The organism is Paraburkholderia caffeinilytica (genome assembly GCF_051027425.1).
In the GTDB taxonomy this organism is placed as follows: Bacteria; Pseudomonadota; Gammaproteobacteria; order Burkholderiales; family Burkholderiaceae; genus Paraburkholderia; species Paraburkholderia caffeinilytica_A.
Window position 1 is genome coordinate 3,140,662 of sequence record NZ_CP186553.1, and the last position, 22,502, is coordinate 3,163,163.

The following is a 22,502-nucleotide window of genomic DNA, read 5'->3' on the forward strand; positions in this document are numbered from 1 at the left end:
GTCACTTCACTCCCGGAATGCGGTAGTGCATTGCGATCCTGGCGCCGCACAACATGATGACGAGGGAGAGGCCGAGATACACCACCGTGGCGACGAAATACGACTCGAACGACAGGAAGGTTTCGTTCTCGACCTGGCGAGTGACATAGGTCAGCTCCGCCGCGCCGATCGCCATCGCAAGACTTGTGTTCTTGAACAGCAGGACCGCGTGATTGACCATCGGCGGAATCGCATTGCGCAGTGCTTGCGGCAGAACGACGAAACGCATGCCGTTCAGGAAGTTCAGGCCCAGCGCGCGTGAAGCTTCGTACTGACCGTAGGGAATCGCACGCAAGCCGCTGCGGATGTCCTCGGAAAGATAGGCCCCGCTGCACAAACCGATCGCCACGACGGCAAAAATGAACTGACCGTTGTAGTGGTTCAGCAGCGTCTGCACTGGGTCCGGCAAGATGTTCGAAATGCCGAAGTACCAGAACAGGATCTGAACCAGCATCGGCACATTGCGGTGGTAGGCCACGAACGCCGAGACGAAGGCCGTCGCGAGACGGTTGTTGGTCAGGCGGATCAGCGTGAGAAGCAGGCCCACGATCAACGAGAGAATCCACGCCAGCGCCGCCATCGCGAGAGTGAGCTCGATCCCATGGAGAAACAGCGCGCCATAGTCGCCTTGCAGCACCGTCGCCACGTCAAAATGAAGTTTCATGTTGCACGTCCCAATGATTCGGATCGAGGCGATGATCCCGGTCTGGTTCGACCTGCGGCGTCATCGTTATCCCGCCGGAAGCCATCGTTGACTTCCGTGTTGAATTGATACTAGCTCGCAAAAAAAGGCCGTTGCAGATGCCTTTCTTCTGGTGCAATAAGTTTCGGGAATGATGACTCGGGACGGCTTCCGGCAACGGAACAGGCGGGGTTCTGCATGGTGTTTGTCTCCAGTATGCGGCGCCTCTGCGGGCGCCTCATCGGTGGGTGCGCGCCTCTATCGGCGCGCTGACTCTTGTGAAGCAAAACCGGCGCGGCATGCCGCGCCGGCCATCGCTCAGGCAGCGGCTGTCGAGCGCGTCAGTACCTCTGGATTGACCGGCGTCGGCGGTTTGCCGGCCGATGCGCCTTGCCCCAGCGCGGCAATCAAATTGTCTGCGCAAAGCGCGGCCATTGCGCGCCGCGTGCTGACCGACGCGCTGCCGATATGCGGCGTCAGCACCACATTCTTCTGCGCAAGAAGTGCTGGGCAGATAACCGGCTCGCCCTCGAAAACATCCAGACCGGCCGCAGCAATGCTGCCTTCGTGGAGCGCCACCGCGAGCGCGGCGTCGTCCACCACGCCGCCGCGTGCGATATTGGTGAGCGTGGCCGACGATTTCATCTGCTTGAGTTCGGCCGCGCCGATCGCATGGTGCGAGCTGGCCGAATAAGGCACCACGATGATCAGATGATCCGCCTCGCGCAACAGCGTCTCCTTGTCGACATAGCGGGCCCGGCAGCTCTCCTCGACATCCGGCGCCAGTTGCGAGCGATTGTGATAGATCACGCGCATGCCGAAACCAAATGCGCCACGCCGCGCGATAGCCTGCCCGATACGTCCCATGCCGAGAATGCCAAGCGTCGAACCATGTACGTCGCCGCCGACGAACATGTCGTAGCGCCCGGTCTTGGTCCATTCGCCGGCGCGCAGAAAATGTTCCGACTCGGTGATGCGCCGCGCGGTCGCCATCATCAGCGCGAAGCCGAAGTCGGCGGTCGTATCCGTGAGGACGTCCGGCGTATTCGTCACCAGCACGCCGCGCGCCGTACAGGCTTCCACGTCGACGTTGTTGTAGCCCACGCCGATGTTGCACACCGCCTTCAACTGCGGGCAAGCGTCGAGCAGGGTCGCGTCGATCCGGTCGCTGCCCGCCGTCATGGCGCCCGTCTTGCCTTGCAGCCGGGCAATCAGCTCCGGTTGCGTCCAGATCGTGTCGTCCGGATTGTCGGTCACGTCGAAGTTCGCGCGCAGGCGATCGACGATGTCCGGAAATGAAGCACGGGTAACCAGTACCGATGCACGCATGAAAAACCTCCTTGTGGGGCTCTGGTGATGATCTCGCGTGCGTAGGGTTCGCTCGTGCGAGACCGACGATCGCGCTGTGCCCTCCGTCGTCATGCCCGGACGCAGCGCGAACTCAGGAATGCGGGTTGCGTGCGGCAAGATCCGGAGACCTTGCCCGCATTTACTCGTTGTGGTCGGCCGGATCGCGTTTGATCGTGGTCAGGCCGCCCGGCACCTGCAGCGTCGGCAGGATTTCCATATTGCTGATGTTGACCGCGAGCGGCGCGGCGATGGCAAAGGCGATCGCATCGGCAATATCGGACGGCAGCGGCAATTCGAAGCCGTCGATAAACTTCTTGCGCGCCTCTTCGATATCGCCATGCACGTGGCCGAAAATATCGGTGGCGACACGGCCCGGGCAGATCTCCGTCACACGTACCCGCTTGCCGGTCGCGTCCACTCGCAACTGGCGCGATAGCGCATGAATGCCGGCCTTCGTCGCGTGATAAATGGAGTTGCCGTTGAAGTTGTAGATCGCCGCGATCGAACTGATGTTGACGATATGGCCGCGATCGCGCGCCACCATGCCCGGCATGGTGAGCCGCACAAGATGCAGAACGGCTTGCAAATTCACTTCCACCTGAACGTCGATGTCTTCGACACCGGCGTCCAGAATCGAACCTTTGCGCGATACGCCGGCGTTGTTCACGACGATATCGAATGGCACCTCCTGCGTCAGCTTCGTGACGGCCGCCAGATCGCACACGTCGATCGCGTGCGGAATGCAACCGGTTCGCTCCGCCAGCTCATTCAGACGATCCGCATTGCGGGCGAGCGCGTGCACTTCGAGTCCTTCACGGCAGAAGCGCTCGACAATTGCCGCGCCCATTCCGGTCGAAGCGCCTGTCACCAGCGCGGTCTTATAGTCTGAAAACGGCATGAATGACCTCTATCTATAGTTCTGAACTGTCGCCCTTTTGAGGCGTGCGATAAGCCTGTAACCAATGTATACGCCGGGAAAACGCGGGGCAAAGACGAATTGGCTTTGTCGCGATAAGACCGGCTTATGGTTGAGTTTTCGGGTTGAATTTGCGGCGCGAGAACGGTGGTCGAACTCGCGGTCCGAACTCAAGACAGGTGCTGTCTGCGCTCTGGCGCGATGCGCCGCCTAACGAACGAGTTTCGACACCGGCACAACCCGGCCGCCCGCCGATTCGATCACACCACGCACCGTGCGCGCCAGTTCGACGGCACCCGGCGTATCGCCGTGCAGCAGGATCGATTGGACCGCGACCTTGAGCTTGTTGCCCGTGATCGTCGTGATGGTGCCCTCTTCGAGCAGCTCCTTGACGCGCGCGAGGACAGCCGCGCGGTCTTTGATGACCGCACCGTCCAGCTTGCGCGACACAAGCGCGCCCTGGTCGTCGTACGCACGGTCGGCGAGAAACGTGTTGGCCGTGCGCATCCCGACGTGATCGGCGGCCCGTTCGATTTCCGTATTCGTCGACACGCTGATGATCAGATCGCGATCGAATTCGGCGAGCGCCCGCACCATCGGCTCGGCCAGTTCATACGATGCCGCGGCCATGTTGCCCAACGCGCCGTGAAAACTCATATGCGTGACGCGATGTCCGGCCCGCTTCGCGATGCCCGCAAGCGCGCCCATCTGGTACACCACGTAATTCGCCAGTTCCATCGGGTCGGCCTGAATCTGCCGCCGGCCGAAGCCCATCAGGTCGGGAAAACCGACGTGCGCGCCAACGTCGATCTGGCGCGCCAGCGCCATGCGCACCGTCTTGTCCATGATGACCGGATCGCCCGCGTGATAGCCGCATGCGACGTTGGCGGACGAAACGATATCGAGCATGGCTTCGTCTTCGCCCATTCGATAGGGTCCAAAGCCTTCACCGAGATCCGCGTTCAGGTCGATTTCCACAATCCACTCTCCATTCTTCAAGCGATCTGCGACGAGCAATCCGCAGCGGACAACACCAGTTCAGCGTCTATCTGTCGATACACGTCTACGCCGAGGGCGCGAGCTCCAGCAACGGGGTTCCGTATCCGACCGTCGCTCCATGCGCGTGACACAACTGCGTGACCATGCCATCCACAGGCGCGACGACCGGGACGCACAACTGCGCGATCTGCAGCAAGCCGACGATATCGCCCAGTTTGACATGTGCGCCCGCGCTGACTAACGGCGTCGAACGCGCCGGATACGTGGTCAAAAAAATACCAGCCGACTTCGCGGTGACGCTGACAGCCTGCGCGTCCAGCGACGATTCCGCCGCCGTCCCAGCTCGTTCAGAGCGGACGATAGGCAAAGCTGCCTGTACAGGCAAGTCCACATCTGCTGCCCGCTCCATCGTCAACCGAACCGTCGCCCCGGGCTTGCTGATTTCGATGAACCCGATATCGACCGCCGCGAGCCACGACGTGATTTGCCGCAGCTCGCCGATATCCACTTCGATTTTTTCTGTCATGTGTTTCAGTGTCGGGAAGGACGGAACAGGGCAACGAGATTGCGTACTTTGACGAGATAGCTGTCCAGTTCTTCGAGCGCGGCGACGGCTTCCGAATACGTGGTCTGAACAAAACGAATCTTCGTGCCGATGCGCGCCTGCGCGAGCCGCCACAAATCCGCTTCGATCACCGTGCCGATCTTCGGATAGCCGCCGGACGGCTGGGCGTCCCGAAGCTGGATGATCGGCTGTCCGCTATGCGGCACCTGAATCACACCCGGCACGATCCCATGCGAGCGCTTTTCAAGCGCATGCGTCGCGATCAAGGTCGGACCGGCGAGGCGATATCCGTAGCGATCGCTCTGCGGCGTCACTTTCCAGCCATCGCGCCAGAACGCTTCCAGCGACTCCGGCTCATAGCAGTCGTATTCCGCCGCGGGTAGCACACGTACCACGGTTTCGCCTGCCTCAGCGGCGGGAAGGGAAATGGGAGCCGGCAACGAGTACTCGGGCGGCACAGTGCCGAAACCTGCGGTATTCGTCGCATCCCGCAACGCAGCCTGCTCGACCTGGCCGGCCAGGCCAACGGCCTTCACCACATCGCCTTTCTGCAACTGACGACCGTTATATCCGCCGAACTGCCCGCGCAACTGCGTGCTGCGTGAGCCGAGCACAACCGGTACATCCACGCCGCCCGCGAGCGACAGATAGCAGCGCGTGCCGCTGGTCGGCACGCCGATCATCAGCACGTCGCCCTGTTTCGCCTGCGCGGTCCACCATGGCAGCACGGGCCGGTCGCCCAGCCGCACCGCACAGTCGGCGCCGGTGATAGCGAACGCCGTATCTTCGAGAAAGCGGATACGGAAGGGAAACATCGGGATTTCGATGCCGGCCGCGTCGTCCGGATTGCCGAGCAGCAGATTGCCGACCGCGAGCGCCAACCGGTCCATCGCGCCGGCCGTTCCGACGCCGTAGCGCAGATAGCCTTCACGCCCCTGGTCCTGCACCGTCGCGAGCGCGGACGAAGACAAGATCTCGATCATGGAACAATCCTCTCGACGCGAAAACGGATCATGTCGCCTGGAGCGAGCGTGGCCGGGTTATCACGCGTGGGGTCGAAGAACGACATCGACGTATGGCCGATCGTGTTCCAGCCGCTCGGTCCCGTCGATGCCGAGACTCCCGTCTGCACGCCGCCGATCGACACCGCGCCGCCAGGCAGCCCCAGCACCGGCACTTTGCGCCGCGGCGTGGCGATACGCGGGTCCATTCCACCCAGATAACAGTAGCCCGGATGGCTGCCGAGCGCGTAGACCGTGTAAAGCGGCGCGCAATGCAATTGCACGACTTCATCGATGGACAGACCGGTGTGATTCACCACGTCCTGCAGATGCGGGCCGAACTCGCCGCCGTATTGCACCGGCAACTCCACCACCTTGCCTTCGATCTCCAACTCGCTCGCCGCGTCCCACGCGTCGCGCAACGCAGCGCCGAGGGAATCCGGATCGGCAGGCGGCGTGGAAAACGTCAGCATCAGATTGGTCACGCCCGGCACCGCTTCACGCACGCCCGGCCATGTCTCGACCTCGCGGGCCAGCGTCCAGATACGGCGCTGCGCACGCAGATCGAGTGCGCCCGGCGCTTCGAACAGCATCGCCGTGGTACCCAGCATGCTGATGCAAAGCGGTTGCTCCGATTCATCCTGTTTCATTGCAACGACAGTCCTCTGTGAATCGGGTTGGAGCCGTTCGACTGCGTCCGCGTGCGCGATCGACGCATGCTCAACGGTCAGCGTCATGCCTGTTTCCTCTTTGCGAGCCAACGCTCCAGATGATGAATGTCGACGCCGCCTTCACCGAATCCTTCGTCCTCGAGCATGGCCTGATGCAGTGGCACGTTAGTGCGAATACCTTCGATACGCATCTCTGAGAGCGCGATACGCATGCGCGCCAGCGCCTCTTCACGAGTGGCGCCGTGGGTGATCACCTTGGCGATCAGTGAATCGTAATACGGCGGCACGACAGCGCCGCCGCTCATATGCGAGTCCACCCGTACGCCATTGCCGCCAGGCAGTTCCCAAACAGAAATCTTGCCCGGGCACGGGACGAAAGTGAACGGGTCCTCGGCGTTGATCCGGCATTCCAGCGAATGACCCAGCGTGCGAATGTCCGACTGACGAATCGTCAACGCGCGCCCTTGAGCGATGCGAATCTGCTCACGCACAATGTCGACGCCCGACGTCATTTCCGTCACGGGATGCTCGACCTGCAGCCGCGTGTTCATTTCGATGAAGTAGAACTGACCGTTCTCGAACAGAAATTCGAAGGTGCCCGCGCCGCGGTAATTCGTCTGCCGGCAGGCTTCGACACAGCGCTCGCCCACTTGCTTGATCAGTTCCGGGTCGATGCCGGGTGCGGGCGCCTCCTCCAGTACCTTCTGATGGCGCCGTTGCAGCGAACAGTCGCGCGATCCGAGCCACAGTGAATTGCCGTGCGTATCGCACAAGACCTGAATTTCGACGTGACGCGGATGCTCGAGAAACTTCTCGACATAGAGCTCAGGTTTGCCGAAGGCGCGACGTGCTTCCTCACGCGTCACGGACACCGCCTCGAGCAACTGCTCGGGGCCCGGCACGACGCGCATGCCGCGCCCGCCGCCGCCGCCCGCCGCCTTGACGATCACCGGATAGCCGATCTCCTGCGCGACCCGCAGGATCTCCGCGGGATCGTCCGGCAAACCGCCGTCCGGGCCCGGCACACAGGGCACGCCGGCCGCACGCATGGCCCGCTTGGCGGCGACCTTGTCGCCCATAGTCCTGATGGACTCGGGTTCGGGGCCGATGAAGGCCATGCCCGCCGCCTCGACCTGCGCGGCAAAGTCCGCGTTTTCCGACAGGAAGCCATAACCGGGATGAATCGCCTGTGCGCCGCTCGCGTGCGCCGCGAACAGGATCGCGGCCCGGTTCAGATAACTCTGCCCAGGCGCCGCCGGGCCGATGCACAGCGCTTCGTCGGCGAGCCGCACATAGCGTGCGTCGGCGTCGGCCTCTGAATAGACGGCAACCGTTTTCAGACCTAGTTCACGGCAGGCGCGCTGGATTCGAAGCGCGATCTCGCCACGGTTGGCAATCAGTACCTTGTTGAACATAGTCGATCAACCGATCCGGAAGAGCGGTTGCCCGGATTCCACTTCGCTGCCCGGCGCCACCAGAATCTCCAGCACGGCGCCGCTGAGCTCGGATTCGATCGCGTTGAACATCTTCATTGCCTCGATCGTGCAGAGCACCTGCCCTTCTTCGATCGTGTCGCCGAGAGTCACGAACGGCGCCTCGCCGGGCGCCGGGGTCAAGTGGACGACACCGAACATGGGCGCGCAAACGAGTTTCGGTTCATTGACGATGGCCGAGGCTGCGCGGGTGGCGTCGATTGATTGCTGCACCGGCCCGGCGAGCGGCACTTGGGCCTCTTTGGCCTCTTGAGCATGCGAGGCAGGCATCGCGGCCGCACGCTCATCGCCTGAAGACGCACCGGTTCGTTTACCGCGCCGTTTCGCCTTCACAAGCTTGACCCGCTCGTCGCCCTCAATGACTTCGAGCTTGGCGAGCGGAGAGTCCGCCAGCAGGTCGATCAGCGCCTTAATCTTCTGGAGATCCATCTTTGAGTCCGTAGCCGGTTGGACGCGCGCCGGTCGGCTGGCGTGCGCGAAGCGCCGTTGGGGCGGCACGGCAACCCGATTCGATCCCGGTTGTCCCGCCCGCATGACGGCTAGCCTCGTCGCTCCGGATCGGTGCGAACCGGGGCGATCGACGATGGACTCAATGTATCCGGCGCATAAAAATTGCGCCAAGACGGTTTGGCTTTGTAGCGATAAGGCGCGCTTATGTATCGGCGCCGGACTCGAAGTGCACGTCGAGCGCAAGGTCGCCGGCCAGTTCCAGCAGGATGTCCTTGACGGCCGCGGCGGGCTCGGAAAGCGGTAAATGGTCGGACAGGCAGACCGAAAGAGGAATCTTGATGACGGGCGAAACGATACGGCATTGCACGATATCGCCCGCCGCGGCCACGACCCGTGCGGTGGAATCGGGCAGGATGGTCGCGCCGATCCCCGCGCTCACCGCCGCCGACAACGTCGACGCGGATTCGATTTCGGCCACGACCTTGGGGACCATCTGCTTGCGCGCGAATCCTTCGTCGACGTACTTGCGCAGATAGTTGTACGGACGCGGCAGCAGCAAAGGCACGTCGCGCAATTCAGTCACGCCGATCTGCTCCTGCGTGATCCCCATGCTGCGCGGCGCCACGAGGAACAGTTCCTCGTTCATCAGAAGCTGGAACGACAGGCCATGTACGGGCTTATCGCCATACAGCACGGCCATGTCCATACGGCCGTTCATGATCAGCTCGCTGAGCGTGGTGCCGAAGTTCTCGTTGATATAGAGCAGGATGTCCGGATGCCTCGCACGCACGGTGCGCAACAGCGGCAACGATAACGCCGACGCGCCGGTGCCGGGCGCGAGCCCCACCGACACCTGGCCCGACAGCGTCTGCCCCGCGCTCTTGACGTCGGCCTGAGCCTGTTCGTACTGGCGCAGGATCAACTGGGCGTGACGATAGAGGGTCGCGCCTGCCTCGGTGGCCGTGACGCCCCGCTTGGTGCGCACGAGCAGTTGTTGCTGGAATTCGTCCTCAAGCGTGATCAGTTGCTGGCTCAGCGCCGGCTGGGCGATGTGAAGCACCTCGGCGGCCTGCGTCAGGCTGCCGATATCGACGATCTTCACGAAGTACTTCAAACGCCGCAGGTTCACGGTAGTCGCGTCTCAACGTTAAGGGATGGCAACAATGATAGGGCAAGCGCCGCCCGCCGCACAGTGCTCAAAAACGTGTTGCCCTCCTTCGTCACGCGAAAAAGCCCCGCGTATCAGCGTATTCCCGCATCGACTTCAGCCCGCCAGGCCGGACACACACGTAAATCGTCGCGTCATAAGCGGATGTTATTGCGCCAGCGGAAAGACATCTTGGCTTGAACTTTTTCGCGCGCTTAATGTGAAGGCTCGTCAAAAGCCGTTGAGGAGTCAAGTGTGAGTGCATCGCGAATTGCCGCCCGCGTCCAGCGAATCAAACCCTCGCCGAGCAGTGCCGCGGCCGACCGGGCCGCAGAACTGCGGCGGCAGGGAAAGACCATCGTCAACCTCGTGGTTGGCGAGCCCGATTTCGACACGCCACCGCATATTCGCCAGGCCGCCTTCGAAGCAATGGAGCGCGGCGAAACACGCTATACGCAAACGGCCGGCACACCGGCGCTGCGCGCCGCCATCGCCGCGAAGCTGCAACGCGAGAACGGTCTCTCATACGATCCCAAACACATCATCGTGACGTGTGGCGCCAAACACGCCATCTTCAACGCGCTCGCGATCACCGTGGAATCCGGCGACGAAGTCCTGATTCCCGCTCCGTACTGGGTGTCTTACCCCGACATGGTGCTCGCCTGCGACGGCGAGCCGATCGTCGTGCCCTGCACCGAGGAAGACGGCTTCAAGCTCACACCCGCCACGCTCGAAGCCGCGATCACGCCGCGCACGCGTTGGCTGATCATCAATTCGCCGACCAATCCGACCGGCGCGACGTATAGCGCCGCAGAACTGCGCGCGCTCGCCGACGTGCTGCTGCGTCACCCGCACGTGCTGGTGATGATGGACGACATCTACGAACACATCCGCTTCGAAGGCGAGGCCTCACAGCACCTGCTGTCGATCGAACCCGAACTCAGTTCGCGCACGCTGGTCGTCAACGGCGTGTCCAAGACCTACGCCATGACCGGCTGGCGCATCGGCTACGTGGCCGGCCCCGCCGACCTGATCGCGGCCCTGGACACGCTTCAGTCCCAATCCACCAGTAATGCCTGCTCGATCAGCCAGGCCGCGGCGCTCGCGGCGCTGAACGGCGACCAGACCTTCGTGCAGCAATCCGTGCGGATCTACAAGGAGCGCCGCGATCACGCACTCAAAGCGCTCAACGCGATTCCCGGCATCAGTTGCAAAACGCCGGGCGGCGCTTTCTATCTGTACGTGAATTGCGGCGGCATGATCGGCCGCACCACGCCGCAAGGCAAGCGCCTGGAAGGCGATGCGGACGTCGTGCTGTATCTGCTCGAACACGCCGGTGTCGGGCTGGTTGCCGGATCGGCCTATGGCGTCTCGCCTTTCTTCAGGATGTCGATCGCCACGCGCATCGAGATCATCGACGAAGGCTGCAGCAAGATTGCGGCCGCCGTCGCCGCACTGACCTGAGAGTATGGCGGCGACGTGACTCACTAACGTCGCCGTTTTGCAAAAAAGACATGCCGCGCCGATAGGACGCGGCAGTCGGTTTGGAGCTTTCTACTTTTCGTCAATCTGCAAGGGGATCTATTCGTGAAAAAATATACTTTAGGCATACTAACTGGAATTGGACTGGCACTCTCCGGAGTTGCGCATGCGCAGTCGAGCGTCACCTTATACGGCATTATCGATGAAGCGGTGCGTTTCGACACCCACCAGAACAAATCCGGCGGGAAGCTTTTCACGATGGGCAGCGGCGGAGAAATCCAGGGTAGCCGCTGGGGCTTGCAGGGAACCGAGGATCTCGGCGGCGGCCTGGCTGCCATTTTCCAACTCGAAGGTGGCTTCACACCGAATACCGGTGTGACCCAACAGTCCACGCCGTCGGGTACGGCGCGTCTGTTCGGCCGCACCGCGCTGGTGGGGCTGAGCAGCACCAGCTACGGCACGTTGACGTTGGGCCGGCAATACACGCTGGTGCATGAAATGGGCTGGACGCACGATATCTATGCGTTCGCCAACTACACCGCCACCCTCGGCTTTCAGGGCGCGGGATTGACCGGCGGCGGCCGTCTGGACAATACCGTGCGCTATACCTCGCCGACGCTCGCCGGCTTCACCCTCAAGAGCGCGTATACGTTTGGCGGGGTAGCGGGCAGTGTTCACCAGAACTCGTCGCCGGCCATCAGCCTTTCCTATGACCACGGTCCGTTGAGCGTCGGCGCGGCCTATCAGGTCGTCAACGACATCGGCGGCCTGACGCCTGCGACAACCGCCTACGGCAGCACCTACTTCGGCGTGACGATCCCGGACAGCTCGCAAAAGATCTTCACCGCGGGCGCAACCTATAAATTCGGCGCGGCGAAGGTGTTCGGTTCGTATATCTATAGCCACGTCTACCCGGCCGATTATCGCAACGACTCGTTCTCCACCGCGGTGCAGTACTACATCACGCCGGCACTCGTGCTCGATCTGCCGTTCTATATCGACTTCGTCCATCATGCGGGTCAAAGTGGCACGCGCATCACCGGCGGTCCGACGCTCGATTACTTCCTGAGCAAGCGCACCGACGTCTATGTCGGCGTGGACTACAACCACCTCACCGGCGCATGGACGACCCTCGCCGCCGCGTCCGGTTCGAACCAGCCGTTTTATGGCTACAACTCGCTGTTCGAAGCAAGCATCGGTCTGCGTCACAAGTTCTAAAACTGACTGTATTGAAGGTCTGACCGGTGTCGCCCGATGCCGATCAGACCGCTCCGAAAGTCAACCCGTATCGGGACACGCAGCCTTGTCCCGATCGTCCATGCACGATCCCATGCATCAAAAGCTGGACCTCGATCCGTCAATTCCGCCCATCCCGCCCGTCCCGCTCATCTGCGTGCCGAAGCAGAAGTATCCTGCGAGCGTCGCCGATCGCCTGCATGCCGATTCTGGAGGCCCATACGGCGCACGAACGAGCATCCATAAGCGACGACTATCGGCCCAGACAACTTTGGTCTTTGTCGACTGGGCGCCGGGACGCTAACGTATAGCGTGCTGATCCCGCATTCACCGTTACAGGCCCCTACCATGCATGCACTTGTCATTCACGCACCGCTCGATTTGCGCATCGAGGACATCCCGACGCCCGAACCGGAAGCCAACCAGTTGCTCATCCGCGTTCGCGCGGGCGGCATTTGCGGCTCCGATCTTCACTACTTCAATCACGGCGGTTTCGGCACGATCCGGATCAAGGAACCCATGGTGCTCGGCCACGAGGTCTCCGGCGCCGTTTCGCGGGTGGGGCCCGGCGTGACGGACATGCCGGTCGGCACGCGGATCTCGATCAGTCCCAGCCGGGCTTGCGGCCTGTGCCAGTACTGCCAGCAAGGGCTGCAGAATCACTGTCTGGATATGCGCTACTACGGCAGCGCCATGCGCACGCCGCACGTGCAAGGCGCCTTCCAGCAGGAGATCGTGATCGACCGTTCACAGGCGCACGTCGTAGCGGACTCGTTGAGCGATGCGGAAGCCGCCATGGCCGAGCCGCTCTCTGTTGCACTGCATGCTGTACGACGCGCGGGACCGCTGCTCGGCAAGCGTGTGCTGGTGACAGGTTGCGGGCCGATCGGCGCGTTGATCGTGGCTGCCGCGCGCAGGGCCGGCGCTGCGACGATCGTCGTGACCGATGTGAATACGTTACCGCTCGACAGCGCGAAAAAGGTCGGCGCCGACATCGCGATCAACATCGCCGAGACACCGGACGCACTCAAACCGTTTGCAGCCGACAAGGGCAGCTTCGACGTTCTGTTCGAGGCGAGCGGCAATGCAGCAGCATTGCGCGGCGCATTCGACGTGCTCAAGCCACGCGGCGTGATCGTCCAGGTCGGACTCGGCGGCGACATCGCCTTGCCGATCAACGTGATTGTCGCGAAGGAATTCGATCTGCGCGGCGCGTTCCGTTTCCACGAAGAATTCGCCGTTGCCGTCGAGCTGCTCAACAAAGGTTTGATCGACGTAAAGCCCCTGATCTCAGGCATTTTTCCGTATCAGGATTCGGTCAAAGCGTTCCAGACCGCGGGCGATCGCTCCAAATCCATGAAAGTGCTGATGACGTTCGACTGACGGCGTATAGGTATAGGGCGGCGATCATGCGGTCATTCGCGATCGTCGCCACGCCATTCGTATCGACCACGCTCACGTCTACCGGCATAGTCCACGCATAAAAAAACCGGCGTCTGCATGTTGCAAACGCCGGCTCTTGCCCTATTCTCCAACCGGTGCTCAGCTCAGTTATTGCATCGCGCTTCGAGCGCGTCGATAAACGCCCGGTTCCAGCGGCCTTCTTTCATCGCCCGCATGGTTTCGGCTTCGGCTTCCAGAACCGCTAGCGCCTTTTCAATCACATGCTGGGCGTCGTCCTGCGGAATGGCCAGCAAGCCGTCCTGATCGCCGACAACGATATCTCCCGGATTGACCACCATCCCGCCTACCGACACGGACACATTGATTTCACCGGGACCATCTTTATACGGTCCACGGTGCGTGACGCCGCGCGCGTAAACCGGAAAATCCCGATCGCGGATTTCAGCGACATCGCGGATCGCACCGTCTATCACCAGGCCGACAACACCGATGCTCGCAGCGTAAAAAGACAGAATGCCGCCGACCACCGCGTTGTTGAGATCACCACCCGCGTCGACGACCAGCACGTCGCCCGGACGGCAAAACTCCAGGGCGCGCAGATAAGTCAGGTTGTCACCGCCTCGCGAACGCACCGTGACTGCCGTGCCGGCCATCGTCTTCTTGCCGGGCCGTTGATACGGTTGGAGTCCCACACTGCCGATGTTGCGATGCATGTTATCGCTGAGCGCGGAGACGGGGATGTCACGCAATGCGGTAAGCACCGCGTCGGCAGCCTGAGGCGCCGAAGGGTTTTTCCTGATGGCTTTGTACATGGTCGATCTTCGCGTCTGAATGTAAGGGGCGCGGCTCGTGCAGGATAGCGAAGCGCTCTCCACTGCCTTCCTTGCAGCCGCTGAAACACGGATATAACGGTATATCGCCCCTGCCAATCGCGCCAAGACGGGTTCGTTCTTGCACGATAGGAAACGCTTATGAAACGCACGCTTTCGTTGCTGTTCGATGTGCGCGAGGACATGGCAGACGCGAGATCAATCGTGATCTGGCGCGGCGAAGGTCAGGCGCTGAGATCAGCGTTCAGGCCGAGTTGCCGGTTGAGTCGCATTGTGAACGCAGCCGTCATTTTTCCAGGCTCCATTGCGGTAAGATCAAAGACAAGGGCAACTGGAAATTCCTTTACCACGACCACGCCGTCGACAATAGGCAATACCGTCAGCCGGCGACATGACTTAAGGAGCCGGGCCAATGGGAAGCACCAACGCAGTTGCGGCGGCGGCAATCGCCTTCGTAGGTAGTCACTTTGTCTTGTCCCATCCGCTGCGCAAGCCTTTGGTCCGCGCAATCGGCGAATTGGGGTTCACGGTCGTCTATTCGCTGGTTGCTTTCCTGACGCTCGGCTGGCTGGTCGTGGCCTACCGGAAGGCGCCCCTGACGGAATCGCTCTGGCCGGTCGGCAACGGACTCTGGGCAGTTGCGACCGTGCTCATGCTGATCGCGTCAATCCTCCTGCTAGGCTCTCTGATCCGCAACCCGGCGCTGCCCACCGGCGGCAAGCCCGGTCCGTTCCCGGAGGTGGCGCTCGGCGTGTACGCGGTGACGCGTCATCCGATGATGTGGTCGTTCGCACTCTGGGGGCTGTGCCACATCGCCGTGTTCCCGGTGACCAAGAACATCATTGTCGCAACGGCTATCGTCGTCCTCGCGCTCGTCGGCGCTGCATTGCAGGACCGGAAGAAAGAACAGCTCCAGCCCGATCTGTGGCCCGTCTGGGAATCGAAGACGAGTTACCTGCCGTTCGCCGCGATCGCCGCCGGCCGCGCGCGGCTGGGCGGGTTCGGTTTGCACGCGCTGTTGGGCGGCCTCGTCGTCTGGCTCGTGGCGACCTGGGCGCATATCCCCGCTGCCGGTTGGGCTGCGGGCATCTGGCGCTGGCTGTAGCCGCAATTCAAGCTAATTCAAGCTGTCAGGCAATACAACGGTAGCGCGCCGCCGGCGATGCACGTTATTGCGTCGCCACATCTTTTCTGGAATCTGGAAATTTGCATGAACGACACCTCCGCTTTTCGCCCGGCACTTGAGCATGCGCTGAGCCACGCGCTGGAGCATCTGGACAGTCTGGACCATAGTCCTGTTGCGGCCGGCGCAAGTCTGCAAACGCTGCGCGAACGTCTGCTGAAGCCGCTCAACAGCGAGGCCATGCCAGCCGAGCAGGTGATCGACGAACTGGTCGCCGACACAGCCGGAGGTATCGCAGGCAGTGCGGGTGGCCGATTTTTTGGCTGGGTCATCGGCGGCTCGTTGCCTGCCGCCTTGGCGGCGGACTGGCTGACCAGCGCCTGGGATCAGAATGCTGCATCGTACGCATGCAGCCCGGCCCAGGCGGTTATTGAAGAAGCCTGCGGCGACTGGCTAAAAGATCTGCTTGGCTTACCGGCTCACGCCAGTTTCGCGCTGACCAGCGGTTGCCAGATGGCACACATCACCGCGCTGGCGGCAGCACGAAACGCATTGCTGACGAGCCGGGGCTGGGACGTCGAACGAGACGGCCTGTTCGGCGCACCGAAAATCCGCATCCTGAGCAGCGATCAATTTCACGGCAGCATCACGCGCGCAACGCGCCTGCTTGGAATGGGAACAGGCGTGCTGACAGGACTGCCGGTCAATCACGCCGGTCAACTGGAAGCGGCAACGCTCGAGCAGGCGCTGCGGGATTCCCCCGACACGCCGACGATCGTCTTGCTGCAGGCGGGCGACCTCAACATTGGCGCGTATGACCGTTTCACCGACCTGATCCCGCTCGCGCATCGCTACAACGCATGGGTGCATGTCGACGGTGCGTTCGGCCTGTGGGCCAACGTCAGCGCGCGCCATAAACATTTGCTGGCCGGCGTCGAGCATGCCGATTCGTGGGCAACGGATGGACACAAATGGTTGAACGTGCCGTATGACAGCGGCTTTGCCTTTGTCGCCCATCCTGAGGCGCATCGCAATGCAATGTCCTACGAGGCCAGCTATATCTCGCACAACGATCAGGTTCGCGAACAGAAAGACTGGAATCCGGATTGGTCGCGTCGCGGGCGAGGTGTGGCGACCTATGCCGCGCTGCGGCAACTGGGCCGTCACGGCGTCGCCGCGCTGATCGACGGTTGTTGCGATGCAGCGCATAGTCTGGCGACGGGTATCGCCGCGCTTCCGGGCGCTGAGTTGGTGTGGGAGCCGCAAATCAATCAGGGATTGGTCCGCTTTCTGGACCAGCGCCCAGAAGCCACCGAAGAAGACCACGACACATGGACCGACGCCGTCACCAGCGCGGTGCTGGCAAGCGGCGAAGCGCTATTCAGCAACACGACCTGGCGAGGCAAGCGTTGCATGCGGGTGTCCGTGTGCAACTGGCAAACCAACGCGCAGGATGTGGCGCGGGCAGTCGCAGCAGTAGCGCGGGTATTGCGAGAACGGAACAGCGCGTGAGATCGGCACCGGACGTCTCAGACTGTGAGAAGCCAGACCTCGAGCGTTGTCTTTTGAACGTCACCCTTCAGGCCGGCTGTAGTGACTGCTACACTCGCCGTTGTTCCCCGCGCTGAGAGAAACCGTGCCTGTCATCACTTGCATCGAAGATTTACGCCAGCTTGCCCAACGGCGTGTACCGCGCATGTTCTACGACTACGCCGACAGCGGCTCGTGGACCGAGGGTACTTACCGCGCCAATGAAAGCGATTTCCAGCACTTGAAGCTGCGCCAGCGAGTCGCGGTCAACATGGCCGGCCGCAGCACGCGCACGGAAATGGTCGGCCAGGAGGCCGCCATGCCCGTCGCGATCGCGCCGACGGGACTCACCGGTATGCAACATGCCGACGGCGAAATCCTCGCGGCGCGCGCGGCGGAAAAGTTCGGCGTGCCGTTCACCTTGTCCACCATGAGCATCTGCTCGATCGAGGACGTTGCCGCTGCAACCGGCAAGCCGTTCTGGTTCCAGCTTTACATGATGCGCGACCGCGATTTCATTGTGCGTTTGATCGAGCGTGCTCGCGCGGCGCGATGCAGCGCCTTGATGCTGACGCTGGATCTGCAGATCCTCGGCCAACGCCACAAGGACATCAAGAACGGGCTGTCGGCGCCGCCCAAATTGACCGCCGCGAACCTCGTCAATCTCGCGACCAAGCCGCGTTGGTGCCTCGGCATGCTCGGCACGAAGCGGCGCACCTTCGGCAACATCGTCGGTCATGCGAAGGGCGTGGGCGATCTGTCGTCGCTGGGTTCGTGGACCGCGGAGCAGTTCGATCCGTCGCTGAGCTGGGCGGACGTCGAGTGGGTCAAGAAGCTGTGGGGCGGCAAGCTCATCCTGAAAGGCATCATGGATGTCGAAGATGCGCGCCTTGCCGCCGACAGCGGCGCTGACGCGTTGATCGTCTCCAATCACGGCGGCCGTCAACTCGACGGTGCGCCCTCGTCGATCTCCGCACTCCCCGAGATCGCGAGCGAAGTCGGTTCGCGCATCGAAGTGTGGATGGATGGCGGCATTCGCAGCGGACAGGACGTGCTGAAAGCCGTTGCGCTCGGCGCCAAGGGAACGCTGATCGGCCGCAGCTTTCTGTATGGTCTGGGCGCGATGGGCGAGGCAGGTGTCACGCAGTGCCTGCAGATCATCCAGAAGGAACTGGACATCACCATGGCCTTTTGCGGCCACACCGATATCCGTCAGGTGGACGGGCGAATCCTGTTGCCTCGCAGCCGTTAAAACGCGATAAAGGCTGTGCCGGAAGCCGACCGGCACAGCCCGTTTTCCCCTCACACATCCACGATTACCTCAAAGCCGCCGTAGATCAACCGCTTGCCGTCGAAAGGCATCGGGTTCACGTCTGGCTGCAAGCGCGGGTCCTCCATCACGGCTTTCATGCCTTTATCCCGCACCTGACGCGACGGCCAGACGACCCACGAAAACACCACCGTTTCGTCATCCTTGCGTTTGACGGCCATCGGAAACGAAGTCAGCTTTCCCTCCGGCACGTCGTCCCCCCAGCACTCGACCACCTGCAACGCACCGTTCTCCTTAAAGACGCCCGCGGCCATGGCGGCCTGTTTTATGTATTTTTCGCGGTCGATTGTGGCTACCGGCACGACAAATCCATCGACGTAAGTCATGAACGCGCTCCTTTCTGGTTAACAGTCGAATAGGGGCGGAAAGCGGCAACGCCTCATCTGACATCACCGCACCACCGTCCTATAAGCACGACGAACGAGAGCCGGCGAAATCGACCGCAGTCGTGCCGTCTTCCGCCTGGCCCCAGGGGAAACAACTAGTGGACGGGCAAGCCTCATGGTGTAGCATCCAATCGTTACATCAATCAATGTAACAATAAAAAATGTCACCATGACGGATCGCCACACGCCGTCGGACAGCATATTCGGGAGGCAGGTATGGGCGATAAAGCCATTCCAGACGTCAACGTGGACGAACTGGCGCAGTTCCGCGAAGTCCAGCAACTGGCCTATCGGTGCGTCGAGAGCGTCGGCGGCATGCTCCAGCCGGGCATGACGGAAAAAGACGCGGCTCGCCTGCTGACCGAATGGTTGCAGGATCACGGCGTGCGCGACTGGCTACATAAACCCTTCGCCTGGTTCGGCGACCGTACCGCCTTCGAGGGGTTTTCGGGGTTGTCGCATATGGCCGGCTTCAACCTGGCGTTCTTTCCGAGTTCGCGCCGGCTGGAAGAAAACATGCCGGTCATTCTCGACGTGGCGCCGGTGCTGAACGGCGTCATCGCCGATGTCGGCTACGCCACCTGCGTCGGCACGAATCCCATTCTCGAGCAACTGAAAGACGATCTGGCCGAACACCGCGAGCTGATCGTCAGCATGGTGAAACAACGGCGCACGCTCGCGGACGTAGCGCGCGCGGTCGACCAGTTGTGCCGCAAACAGGGTGTGGAGCCGCGCCACAAGGCCTATCCGTTCAAGGTCCTTGCGCACCGTGTCGCGAAGCTGCACAACCCCGCCAAGCCGCGCTTCGTCGCGCGTTTCGGCCTGAACGCCACGCGCAATCTCGTGCTCGACCAGGTTAGCGCGGGCAGGAAAGAAGGCTGGTCGCCGTTGTGGTCGATTGATCGCCGCTCCGATCATTCGCCGACGCCGGGCCTGTGGGCTGTCGAGCCGCATCTCGGCTTTCAGGGGGTGGGCGCCAAGTTCGAAGAACTGCTCGTCATCACCGACGACGACGCCTACTGGCTCGACGACGACCTGCCGCACGTGCGCCGCTGGGCGCAGCGCAGGCAGGCATTGGTCGCTGCATGATGGAGGCCCGCATGCAGCTCCTGAGCGAACCCGTGCCGCCCGCACTCTATGAGGCGGCGCCGGCCGCACGTTCCACCCGTTTCACCGTGCATTCGGGCGACGTCACGCTCGCCGCGAGAGCGTGGGGCGATCCCACCCGGCCGACCGTGATGCTGGTGCACGGCTACCCCGACAACAGCGAAGTCTGGAACGCGCTGGCCACGCTGCTGGCAAACGATTTCCACGTGGTTACCTACGACGTTCGCGGTGCGGGCCAATCCACCGCGCCAAAGCGGACATCGGCATACCGGCTGGACAAACTCACCGACGACTTTATCGCCGTCATCGACGCCGTGAGCCCTCAACGCGCCGTCCATCTGGTCGCGCACGACTGGGGTTCGATCCAGGGCTGGGAATTCGTCACCGAAGAACGCCTGCGCGGACGCATTGCCTCGTACACGTCGTGTTCCGGTCCGTGTCTCGACCACGTCGCTTACTGGATACGGGCGCGGCTGTTGCGCCCCACTCCACGCTCCATCGGCAAGCTCGCGGGTCAGTTGATGCGCTCCTGGTATGTCCTGCTGTTCCACTTGCCGGTGCTCCCTGGATTGACCTGGCGCTTGTGGCTCGGCCGCGCGTGGCCGCGAGTGCTGCGTCGTGTGGAGAAGACAGCGATCGTGCCTCGGCCGACACAAACGCAGGACGGCATACGTGGCGTATCGCTGTACCGCGCCAACTTCATCCGCTGCCTGTTCACGCCGCGCAAGCGCTACGCGCACGCACCGGTCCAGGTGATCGTGCCGACGCTGGACAAATACGTCAGCCCGGCGCTGTCCGAAGATCTTTCGCGATGGGTGCCGACATACTGGCGCCGCGAACTGGTCGCGCGGCATTGGGTGCCGGTCACCCATTCCGAACAGATGGCGCAGATGGTGCGCGAGCTCGTCCATCACGCCGAAGGCGGCCCCGAACCGGATACCCTGCAACGCGCCCGTATGCACGCCGCGAGTTCGGACGCCTCACGCAAAGCGCTGGGCGGCAAGCTCGCGGTCGTGACCGGCGCGGGTAGCGGTATTGGACGATGCATTGCACTGGAATTCGCGAAGCAAGGGGCGTCGGTAGTGGCAGTCGATATCGACACCGTCAGCGCGGAACGCACCGCCACGCTCGTCAGGTTGTTGGGCCAACAGGCCCACGCACGCAAGGTCGACGTGGGCAGCGCCGAGCAGATGGAAGCGCTGGCGGATTGGGTCGGGACGGAACTGGGCGGTGCCGATATCGTGGTCAACAACGCAGGCATTGGCATGGCAGGCGGCGTGCTCGATACCTCGGCACAAGATTGGGAACGGATTCTCCACGTCAACCTGTGGGGCGTCATTCACGGCGCACGCCTGTTCGCCCGGCAGATGGTCAGGCGCGGCACGGGCGGCCACATCGTCAACACCGCATCAGCCGCAGCCTTCGCGCCCTCGCGCGACCTTCCCGCCTATGCGACCACCAAGGCCGCCGTGCTGATGTTGAGCGAATGCATGCGCGGAGAACTCGCCGAACACGGCATTGGCGTCAGCGCGATCTGCCCGGGCTTCGCCGAGACCGGCATCATGGCCTCGACCCAATACGTCGGCACCAGCGCCCAGGACCAGGAACGCATGCGCCAGAAAGCCACGAAGCTTTATCAGATGCGCGGCCTGCAACCCGAGACGGTGGCGAAGGCAGCGCTCCGCGCGGTATTGCGCAACAAGCCTGTGGTGGCGATCGGCATCGAAGCGCATTCCATGCGTTTCATCTCGCGCCATCTGCCCTGGCTCGGCCGGGTGCTCGCCCGCATCAGCATGGTGCCGCGCTGAGATCAGCGCGGACATCGCCAACCGGACGCCGGAGACCGTCATGACCCAGGAACAAATGCAATACAAGATCAAGGCTCGCCATGTGAAGTTCGACTGGAGCCAAACGCCAATCCAGTGGATTCCCGGCGACCCGTCGAGCACGCACATCATCAATGTGCTGAACCTGCTGTTCCCCGCCGGCGAATTGTGGTTCTGCCGCGTCTACAACAAGGCGCTGCCGCTCATCACCGACCCGGCATTGCACGACGACGCACAAGGGTTCCTCAGACAGGAAGCAGTGCATTCGCGCTCGCACGGCGGGGTGCTGACGCACTACTACAAGGCCCACGGCATCGACACACAGCCCTTCACCCGGAAACTCGACTGGCTGTTCGGCAAGCTGCTCGGCGAGCAACCGCTTGGGCTGAAAATCGGCAAAACGCGTTTCTGGCTGCGCCAGCAGCTTGGCGTTATCGCCGCACTGGAACACTTCTTTGGCTATCTCGGCAACTGGGTGCTCAACGCCGACGGGCTCGATGCCGCGCACGCCGATCCGACCATGCTCGACCTGCTGCGCTGGCACGGCGCCGAAGAAGTCGAACACCGCACCGTCGCCTTCGACATCTTCCGGCATATGGGCGGCACTTACTTCGAACGGTGCTTTCACATGCTCTCGACCGTCATGCTTCTGCTGTACTTTCTGACCCGCGGCGCGCGCTTCATGCATGAGCGCGATCCCGAGGCCGGCCCGTACCGAGGCTTTATCCTCGCCTGGCGCGCCGGCTCGCGACGCGGTTGCCTGCCGTCGTTCTGGAAAATGATCGCGGCAGCGCTACGCTATTTCAATCCGCGCTATACGCCGCATCACGAAGGCTCCACCGAGCAGGCGCTGGCTTATCTTGCAACGTCGCCGGCTGCACAGGCTGCGGCGCATGGAGGCAACTGGGTGCGCGAGGCGAATTGATACGGCGCAC

At 62.4% G+C, this 22,502-nt stretch carries 21 protein-coding genes; 9 read left to right on the plus strand and 12 right to left on the minus strand.

Annotation, left to right across the window (positions count from 1 at the left end):
* Position 1: 1 nt before the first annotated feature.
* The 10 genes from ACOSV0_RS34410 to nac form a co-directional block, all read right to left on the minus strand.
* Positions 2 to 703: an amino acid ABC transporter permease gene (locus ACOSV0_RS34410; RefSeq protein WP_434112246.1), complete on the minus strand. Its 702-nt coding sequence runs from the start codon at positions 701 to 703 to the stop codon at positions 2 to 4.
* Positions 704 to 1,039: 336 nt separating this feature from the next.
* On the minus strand, positions 1,040 to 2,050 hold the full coding sequence (locus ACOSV0_RS34415; RefSeq protein ID WP_434112249.1) for a 2-hydroxyacid dehydrogenase: 1,011 nt from the start codon (positions 2,048 to 2,050) through the stop codon (positions 1,040 to 1,042).
* Between the two features lie 160 nt (positions 2,051 to 2,210).
* Positions 2,211 to 2,969 (minus strand): SDR family oxidoreductase, encoded by a 759-nt coding sequence (locus ACOSV0_RS34420; protein WP_434112251.1) that lies wholly within the window; start codon positions 2,967 to 2,969, stop codon positions 2,211 to 2,213.
* A gap of 228 nt (positions 2,970 to 3,197) precedes the next feature.
* On the minus strand, positions 3,198 to 3,965 hold the full coding sequence (locus ACOSV0_RS34425) for a LamB/YcsF family protein (RefSeq protein ID WP_434112254.1): 768 nt from the start codon (positions 3,963 to 3,965) through the stop codon (positions 3,198 to 3,200).
* A gap of 85 nt (positions 3,966 to 4,050) precedes the next feature.
* Positions 4,051 to 4,494, minus strand: coding sequence for a biotin/lipoyl-containing protein (locus ACOSV0_RS34430; protein ID WP_434112256.1), 444 nt, complete (start codon positions 4,492 to 4,494; stop codon positions 4,051 to 4,053).
* 23 nt (positions 4,495 to 4,517) lie between these two features.
* Positions 4,518 to 5,534 carry a biotin-dependent carboxyltransferase family protein gene (locus ACOSV0_RS34435; protein ID WP_434112258.1) on the minus strand — a complete coding sequence of 339 codons (1,017 nt, stop codon included), beginning with the start codon at positions 5,532 to 5,534 and terminating at the stop codon, positions 4,518 to 4,520.
* Positions 5,531 to 6,202, minus strand: a complete 672-nt coding sequence (pxpB, locus tag ACOSV0_RS34440; protein WP_434115988.1) for a 5-oxoprolinase subunit PxpB — start codon at positions 6,200 to 6,202, stop codon at positions 5,531 to 5,533. Before pxpB ends, ACOSV0_RS34435 begins: the two co-directional genes overlap by 4 nt.
* 83 nt (positions 6,203 to 6,285) lie before the next feature.
* On the minus strand, positions 6,286 to 7,638 hold the full coding sequence (gene accC, locus ACOSV0_RS34445; RefSeq protein ID WP_434112259.1) for an acetyl-CoA carboxylase biotin carboxylase subunit: 1,353 nt from the start codon (positions 7,636 to 7,638) through the stop codon (positions 6,286 to 6,288).
* Between the two features lie 6 nt (positions 7,639 to 7,644).
* A complete protein-coding gene (locus ACOSV0_RS34450) occupies positions 7,645 to 8,145 on the minus strand; it encodes an acetyl-CoA carboxylase biotin carboxyl carrier protein (protein ID WP_434112261.1) in 501 nt (166 codons plus the stop codon).
* Between the two features lie 223 nt (positions 8,146 to 8,368).
* Complete coding sequence (gene nac, locus ACOSV0_RS34455) at positions 8,369 to 9,295, minus strand: nitrogen assimilation transcriptional regulator NAC (protein ID WP_434112263.1); 927 nt, start codon at positions 9,293 to 9,295, stop codon at positions 8,369 to 8,371.
* Positions 9,296 to 9,568: 273 nt separating this feature from the next.
* Here nac and ACOSV0_RS34460 point away from each other — a divergent pair, with 273 nt between their 5' ends.
* The 3 genes from ACOSV0_RS34460 (at position 9,569) to ACOSV0_RS34470 (ending at position 13,414) form a co-directional block, all read left to right on the plus strand.
* A complete protein-coding gene (locus tag ACOSV0_RS34460) occupies positions 9,569 to 10,777 on the plus strand; it encodes an aspartate transaminase (protein ID WP_434112265.1) in 1,209 nt (402 codons plus the stop codon).
* Positions 10,778 to 10,900: 123 nt separating this feature from the next.
* Positions 10,901 to 12,013 (plus strand): porin, encoded by a 1,113-nt coding sequence (locus ACOSV0_RS34465; RefSeq protein WP_434112266.1) that lies wholly within the window; start codon positions 10,901 to 10,903, stop codon positions 12,011 to 12,013.
* A gap of 366 nt (positions 12,014 to 12,379) precedes the next feature.
* Positions 12,380 to 13,414: an L-idonate 5-dehydrogenase gene (locus ACOSV0_RS34470; protein WP_434112269.1), complete on the plus strand. Its 1,035-nt coding sequence runs from the start codon at positions 12,380 to 12,382 to the stop codon at positions 13,412 to 13,414.
* Between the two features lie 164 nt (positions 13,415 to 13,578).
* On the opposite strand, the gene ACOSV0_RS34475 is transcribed toward ACOSV0_RS34470, so the two are convergent.
* A complete protein-coding gene (locus ACOSV0_RS34475) occupies positions 13,579 to 14,247 on the minus strand; it encodes an RraA family protein (protein WP_434112270.1) in 669 nt (222 codons plus the stop codon).
* Positions 14,248 to 14,677: 430 nt separating this feature from the next.
* Between ACOSV0_RS34475 and ACOSV0_RS34480 the strand changes: the two genes are divergently transcribed.
* The 3 genes from ACOSV0_RS34480 to ACOSV0_RS34490 all read left to right on the plus strand — a co-directional run bounded on the left by ACOSV0_RS34480 (position 14,678) and on the right by ACOSV0_RS34490 (position 18,170).
* On the plus strand, positions 14,678 to 15,370 hold the full coding sequence (locus ACOSV0_RS34480; protein ID WP_434112271.1) for an NnrU family protein: 693 nt from the start codon (positions 14,678 to 14,680) through the stop codon (positions 15,368 to 15,370).
* Between the two features lie 105 nt (positions 15,371 to 15,475).
* Positions 15,476 to 16,900, plus strand: a complete 1,425-nt coding sequence (locus ACOSV0_RS34485) for a pyridoxal phosphate-dependent decarboxylase family protein (RefSeq protein ID WP_434112273.1) — start codon at positions 15,476 to 15,478, stop codon at positions 16,898 to 16,900.
* Between the two features lie 184 nt (positions 16,901 to 17,084).
* Positions 17,085 to 18,170: an alpha-hydroxy acid oxidase gene (locus ACOSV0_RS34490; RefSeq protein ID WP_434115990.1), complete on the plus strand. Its 1,086-nt coding sequence runs from the start codon at positions 17,085 to 17,087 to the stop codon at positions 18,168 to 18,170.
* Between the two features lie 50 nt (positions 18,171 to 18,220).
* Here ACOSV0_RS34490 and ACOSV0_RS34495 read toward each other — a convergent pair whose 3' ends face one another.
* Positions 18,221 to 18,574 (minus strand): DUF1428 domain-containing protein, encoded by a 354-nt coding sequence (locus ACOSV0_RS34495; protein ID WP_408392867.1) that lies wholly within the window; start codon positions 18,572 to 18,574, stop codon positions 18,221 to 18,223.
* Between the two features lie 276 nt (positions 18,575 to 18,850).
* Here ACOSV0_RS34495 and ACOSV0_RS34500 point away from each other — a divergent pair, with 276 nt between their 5' ends.
* Genes ACOSV0_RS34500 through ACOSV0_RS34510 form a run of 3 tightly spaced genes read left to right on the plus strand, consistent with a single transcriptional unit; the run spans position 18,851 to position 22,492 of the window.
* On the plus strand, positions 18,851 to 19,723 hold the full coding sequence (locus tag ACOSV0_RS34500; protein WP_434112275.1) for a M24 family metallopeptidase: 873 nt from the start codon (positions 18,851 to 18,853) through the stop codon (positions 19,721 to 19,723).
* Positions 19,724 to 19,734: 11 nt separating this feature from the next.
* Positions 19,735 to 21,549 (plus strand): SDR family oxidoreductase, encoded by a 1,815-nt coding sequence (locus tag ACOSV0_RS34505; RefSeq protein ID WP_434112277.1) that lies wholly within the window; start codon positions 19,735 to 19,737, stop codon positions 21,547 to 21,549.
* 40 nt (positions 21,550 to 21,589) lie between these two features.
* On the plus strand, positions 21,590 to 22,492 hold the full coding sequence (locus tag ACOSV0_RS34510) for a metal-dependent hydrolase (RefSeq protein ID WP_434112279.1): 903 nt from the start codon (positions 21,590 to 21,592) through the stop codon (positions 22,490 to 22,492).
* Positions 22,493 to 22,502: the final 10 nt, after the last annotated feature.

Excerpts from the sequence above, each read along its gene's own strand:
- pxpB (WP_434115988.1), bottom strand. The coding sequence starts at position 6,202 with ATGAAACAGGATGAATCGGAGCAACCGCTTTGCATCAGCATGCTGGGT.
- ACOSV0_RS34475 (WP_434112270.1), bottom strand. The coding sequence starts at position 14,247 with ATGTACAAAGCCATCAGGAAAAACCCTTCGGCGCCTCAGGCTGCCGAC.
- ACOSV0_RS34435 (WP_434112258.1), bottom strand. The coding sequence starts at position 5,534 with ATGATCGAGATCTTGTCTTCGTCCGCGCTCGCGACGGTGCAGGACCAG.
- ACOSV0_RS34450 (WP_434112261.1), bottom strand. The coding sequence starts at position 8,145 with ATGGATCTCCAGAAGATTAAGGCGCTGATCGACCTGCTGGCGGACTCT.
- ACOSV0_RS34415 (WP_434112249.1), bottom strand. The coding sequence starts at position 2,050 with ATGCGTGCATCGGTACTGGTTACCCGTGCTTCATTTCCGGACATCGTC.
- ACOSV0_RS34470 (WP_434112269.1), top strand. The coding sequence starts at position 12,380 with ATGCATGCACTTGTCATTCACGCACCGCTCGATTTGCGCATCGAGGAC.
- ACOSV0_RS34495 (WP_408392867.1), bottom strand. The coding sequence starts at position 18,574 with ATGACTTACGTCGATGGATTTGTCGTGCCGGTAGCCACAATCGACCGC.
- ACOSV0_RS34500 (WP_434112275.1), top strand. The coding sequence starts at position 18,851 with ATGGGCGATAAAGCCATTCCAGACGTCAACGTGGACGAACTGGCGCAG.
- ACOSV0_RS34510 (WP_434112279.1), top strand. The coding sequence starts at position 21,590 with ATGACCCAGGAACAAATGCAATACAAGATCAAGGCTCGCCATGTGAAG.
- ACOSV0_RS34410 (WP_434112246.1), bottom strand. The coding sequence starts at position 703 with ATGAAACTTCATTTTGACGTGGCGACGGTGCTGCAAGGCGACTATGGC.
- ACOSV0_RS34480 (WP_434112271.1), top strand. The coding sequence starts at position 14,678 with ATGGGAAGCACCAACGCAGTTGCGGCGGCGGCAATCGCCTTCGTAGGT.
- ACOSV0_RS34420 (WP_434112251.1), bottom strand. The coding sequence starts at position 2,969 with ATGCCGTTTTCAGACTATAAGACCGCGCTGGTGACAGGCGCTTCGACC.
- accC (WP_434112259.1), bottom strand. The coding sequence starts at position 7,638 with ATGTTCAACAAGGTACTGATTGCCAACCGTGGCGAGATCGCGCTTCGA.
- ACOSV0_RS34505 (WP_434112277.1), top strand. The coding sequence starts at position 19,735 with ATGCAGCTCCTGAGCGAACCCGTGCCGCCCGCACTCTATGAGGCGGCG.
- ACOSV0_RS34490 (WP_434115990.1), top strand. The coding sequence starts at position 17,085 with ATGTTCTACGACTACGCCGACAGCGGCTCGTGGACCGAGGGTACTTAC.
- ACOSV0_RS34485 (WP_434112273.1), top strand. The coding sequence starts at position 15,476 with ATGAACGACACCTCCGCTTTTCGCCCGGCACTTGAGCATGCGCTGAGC.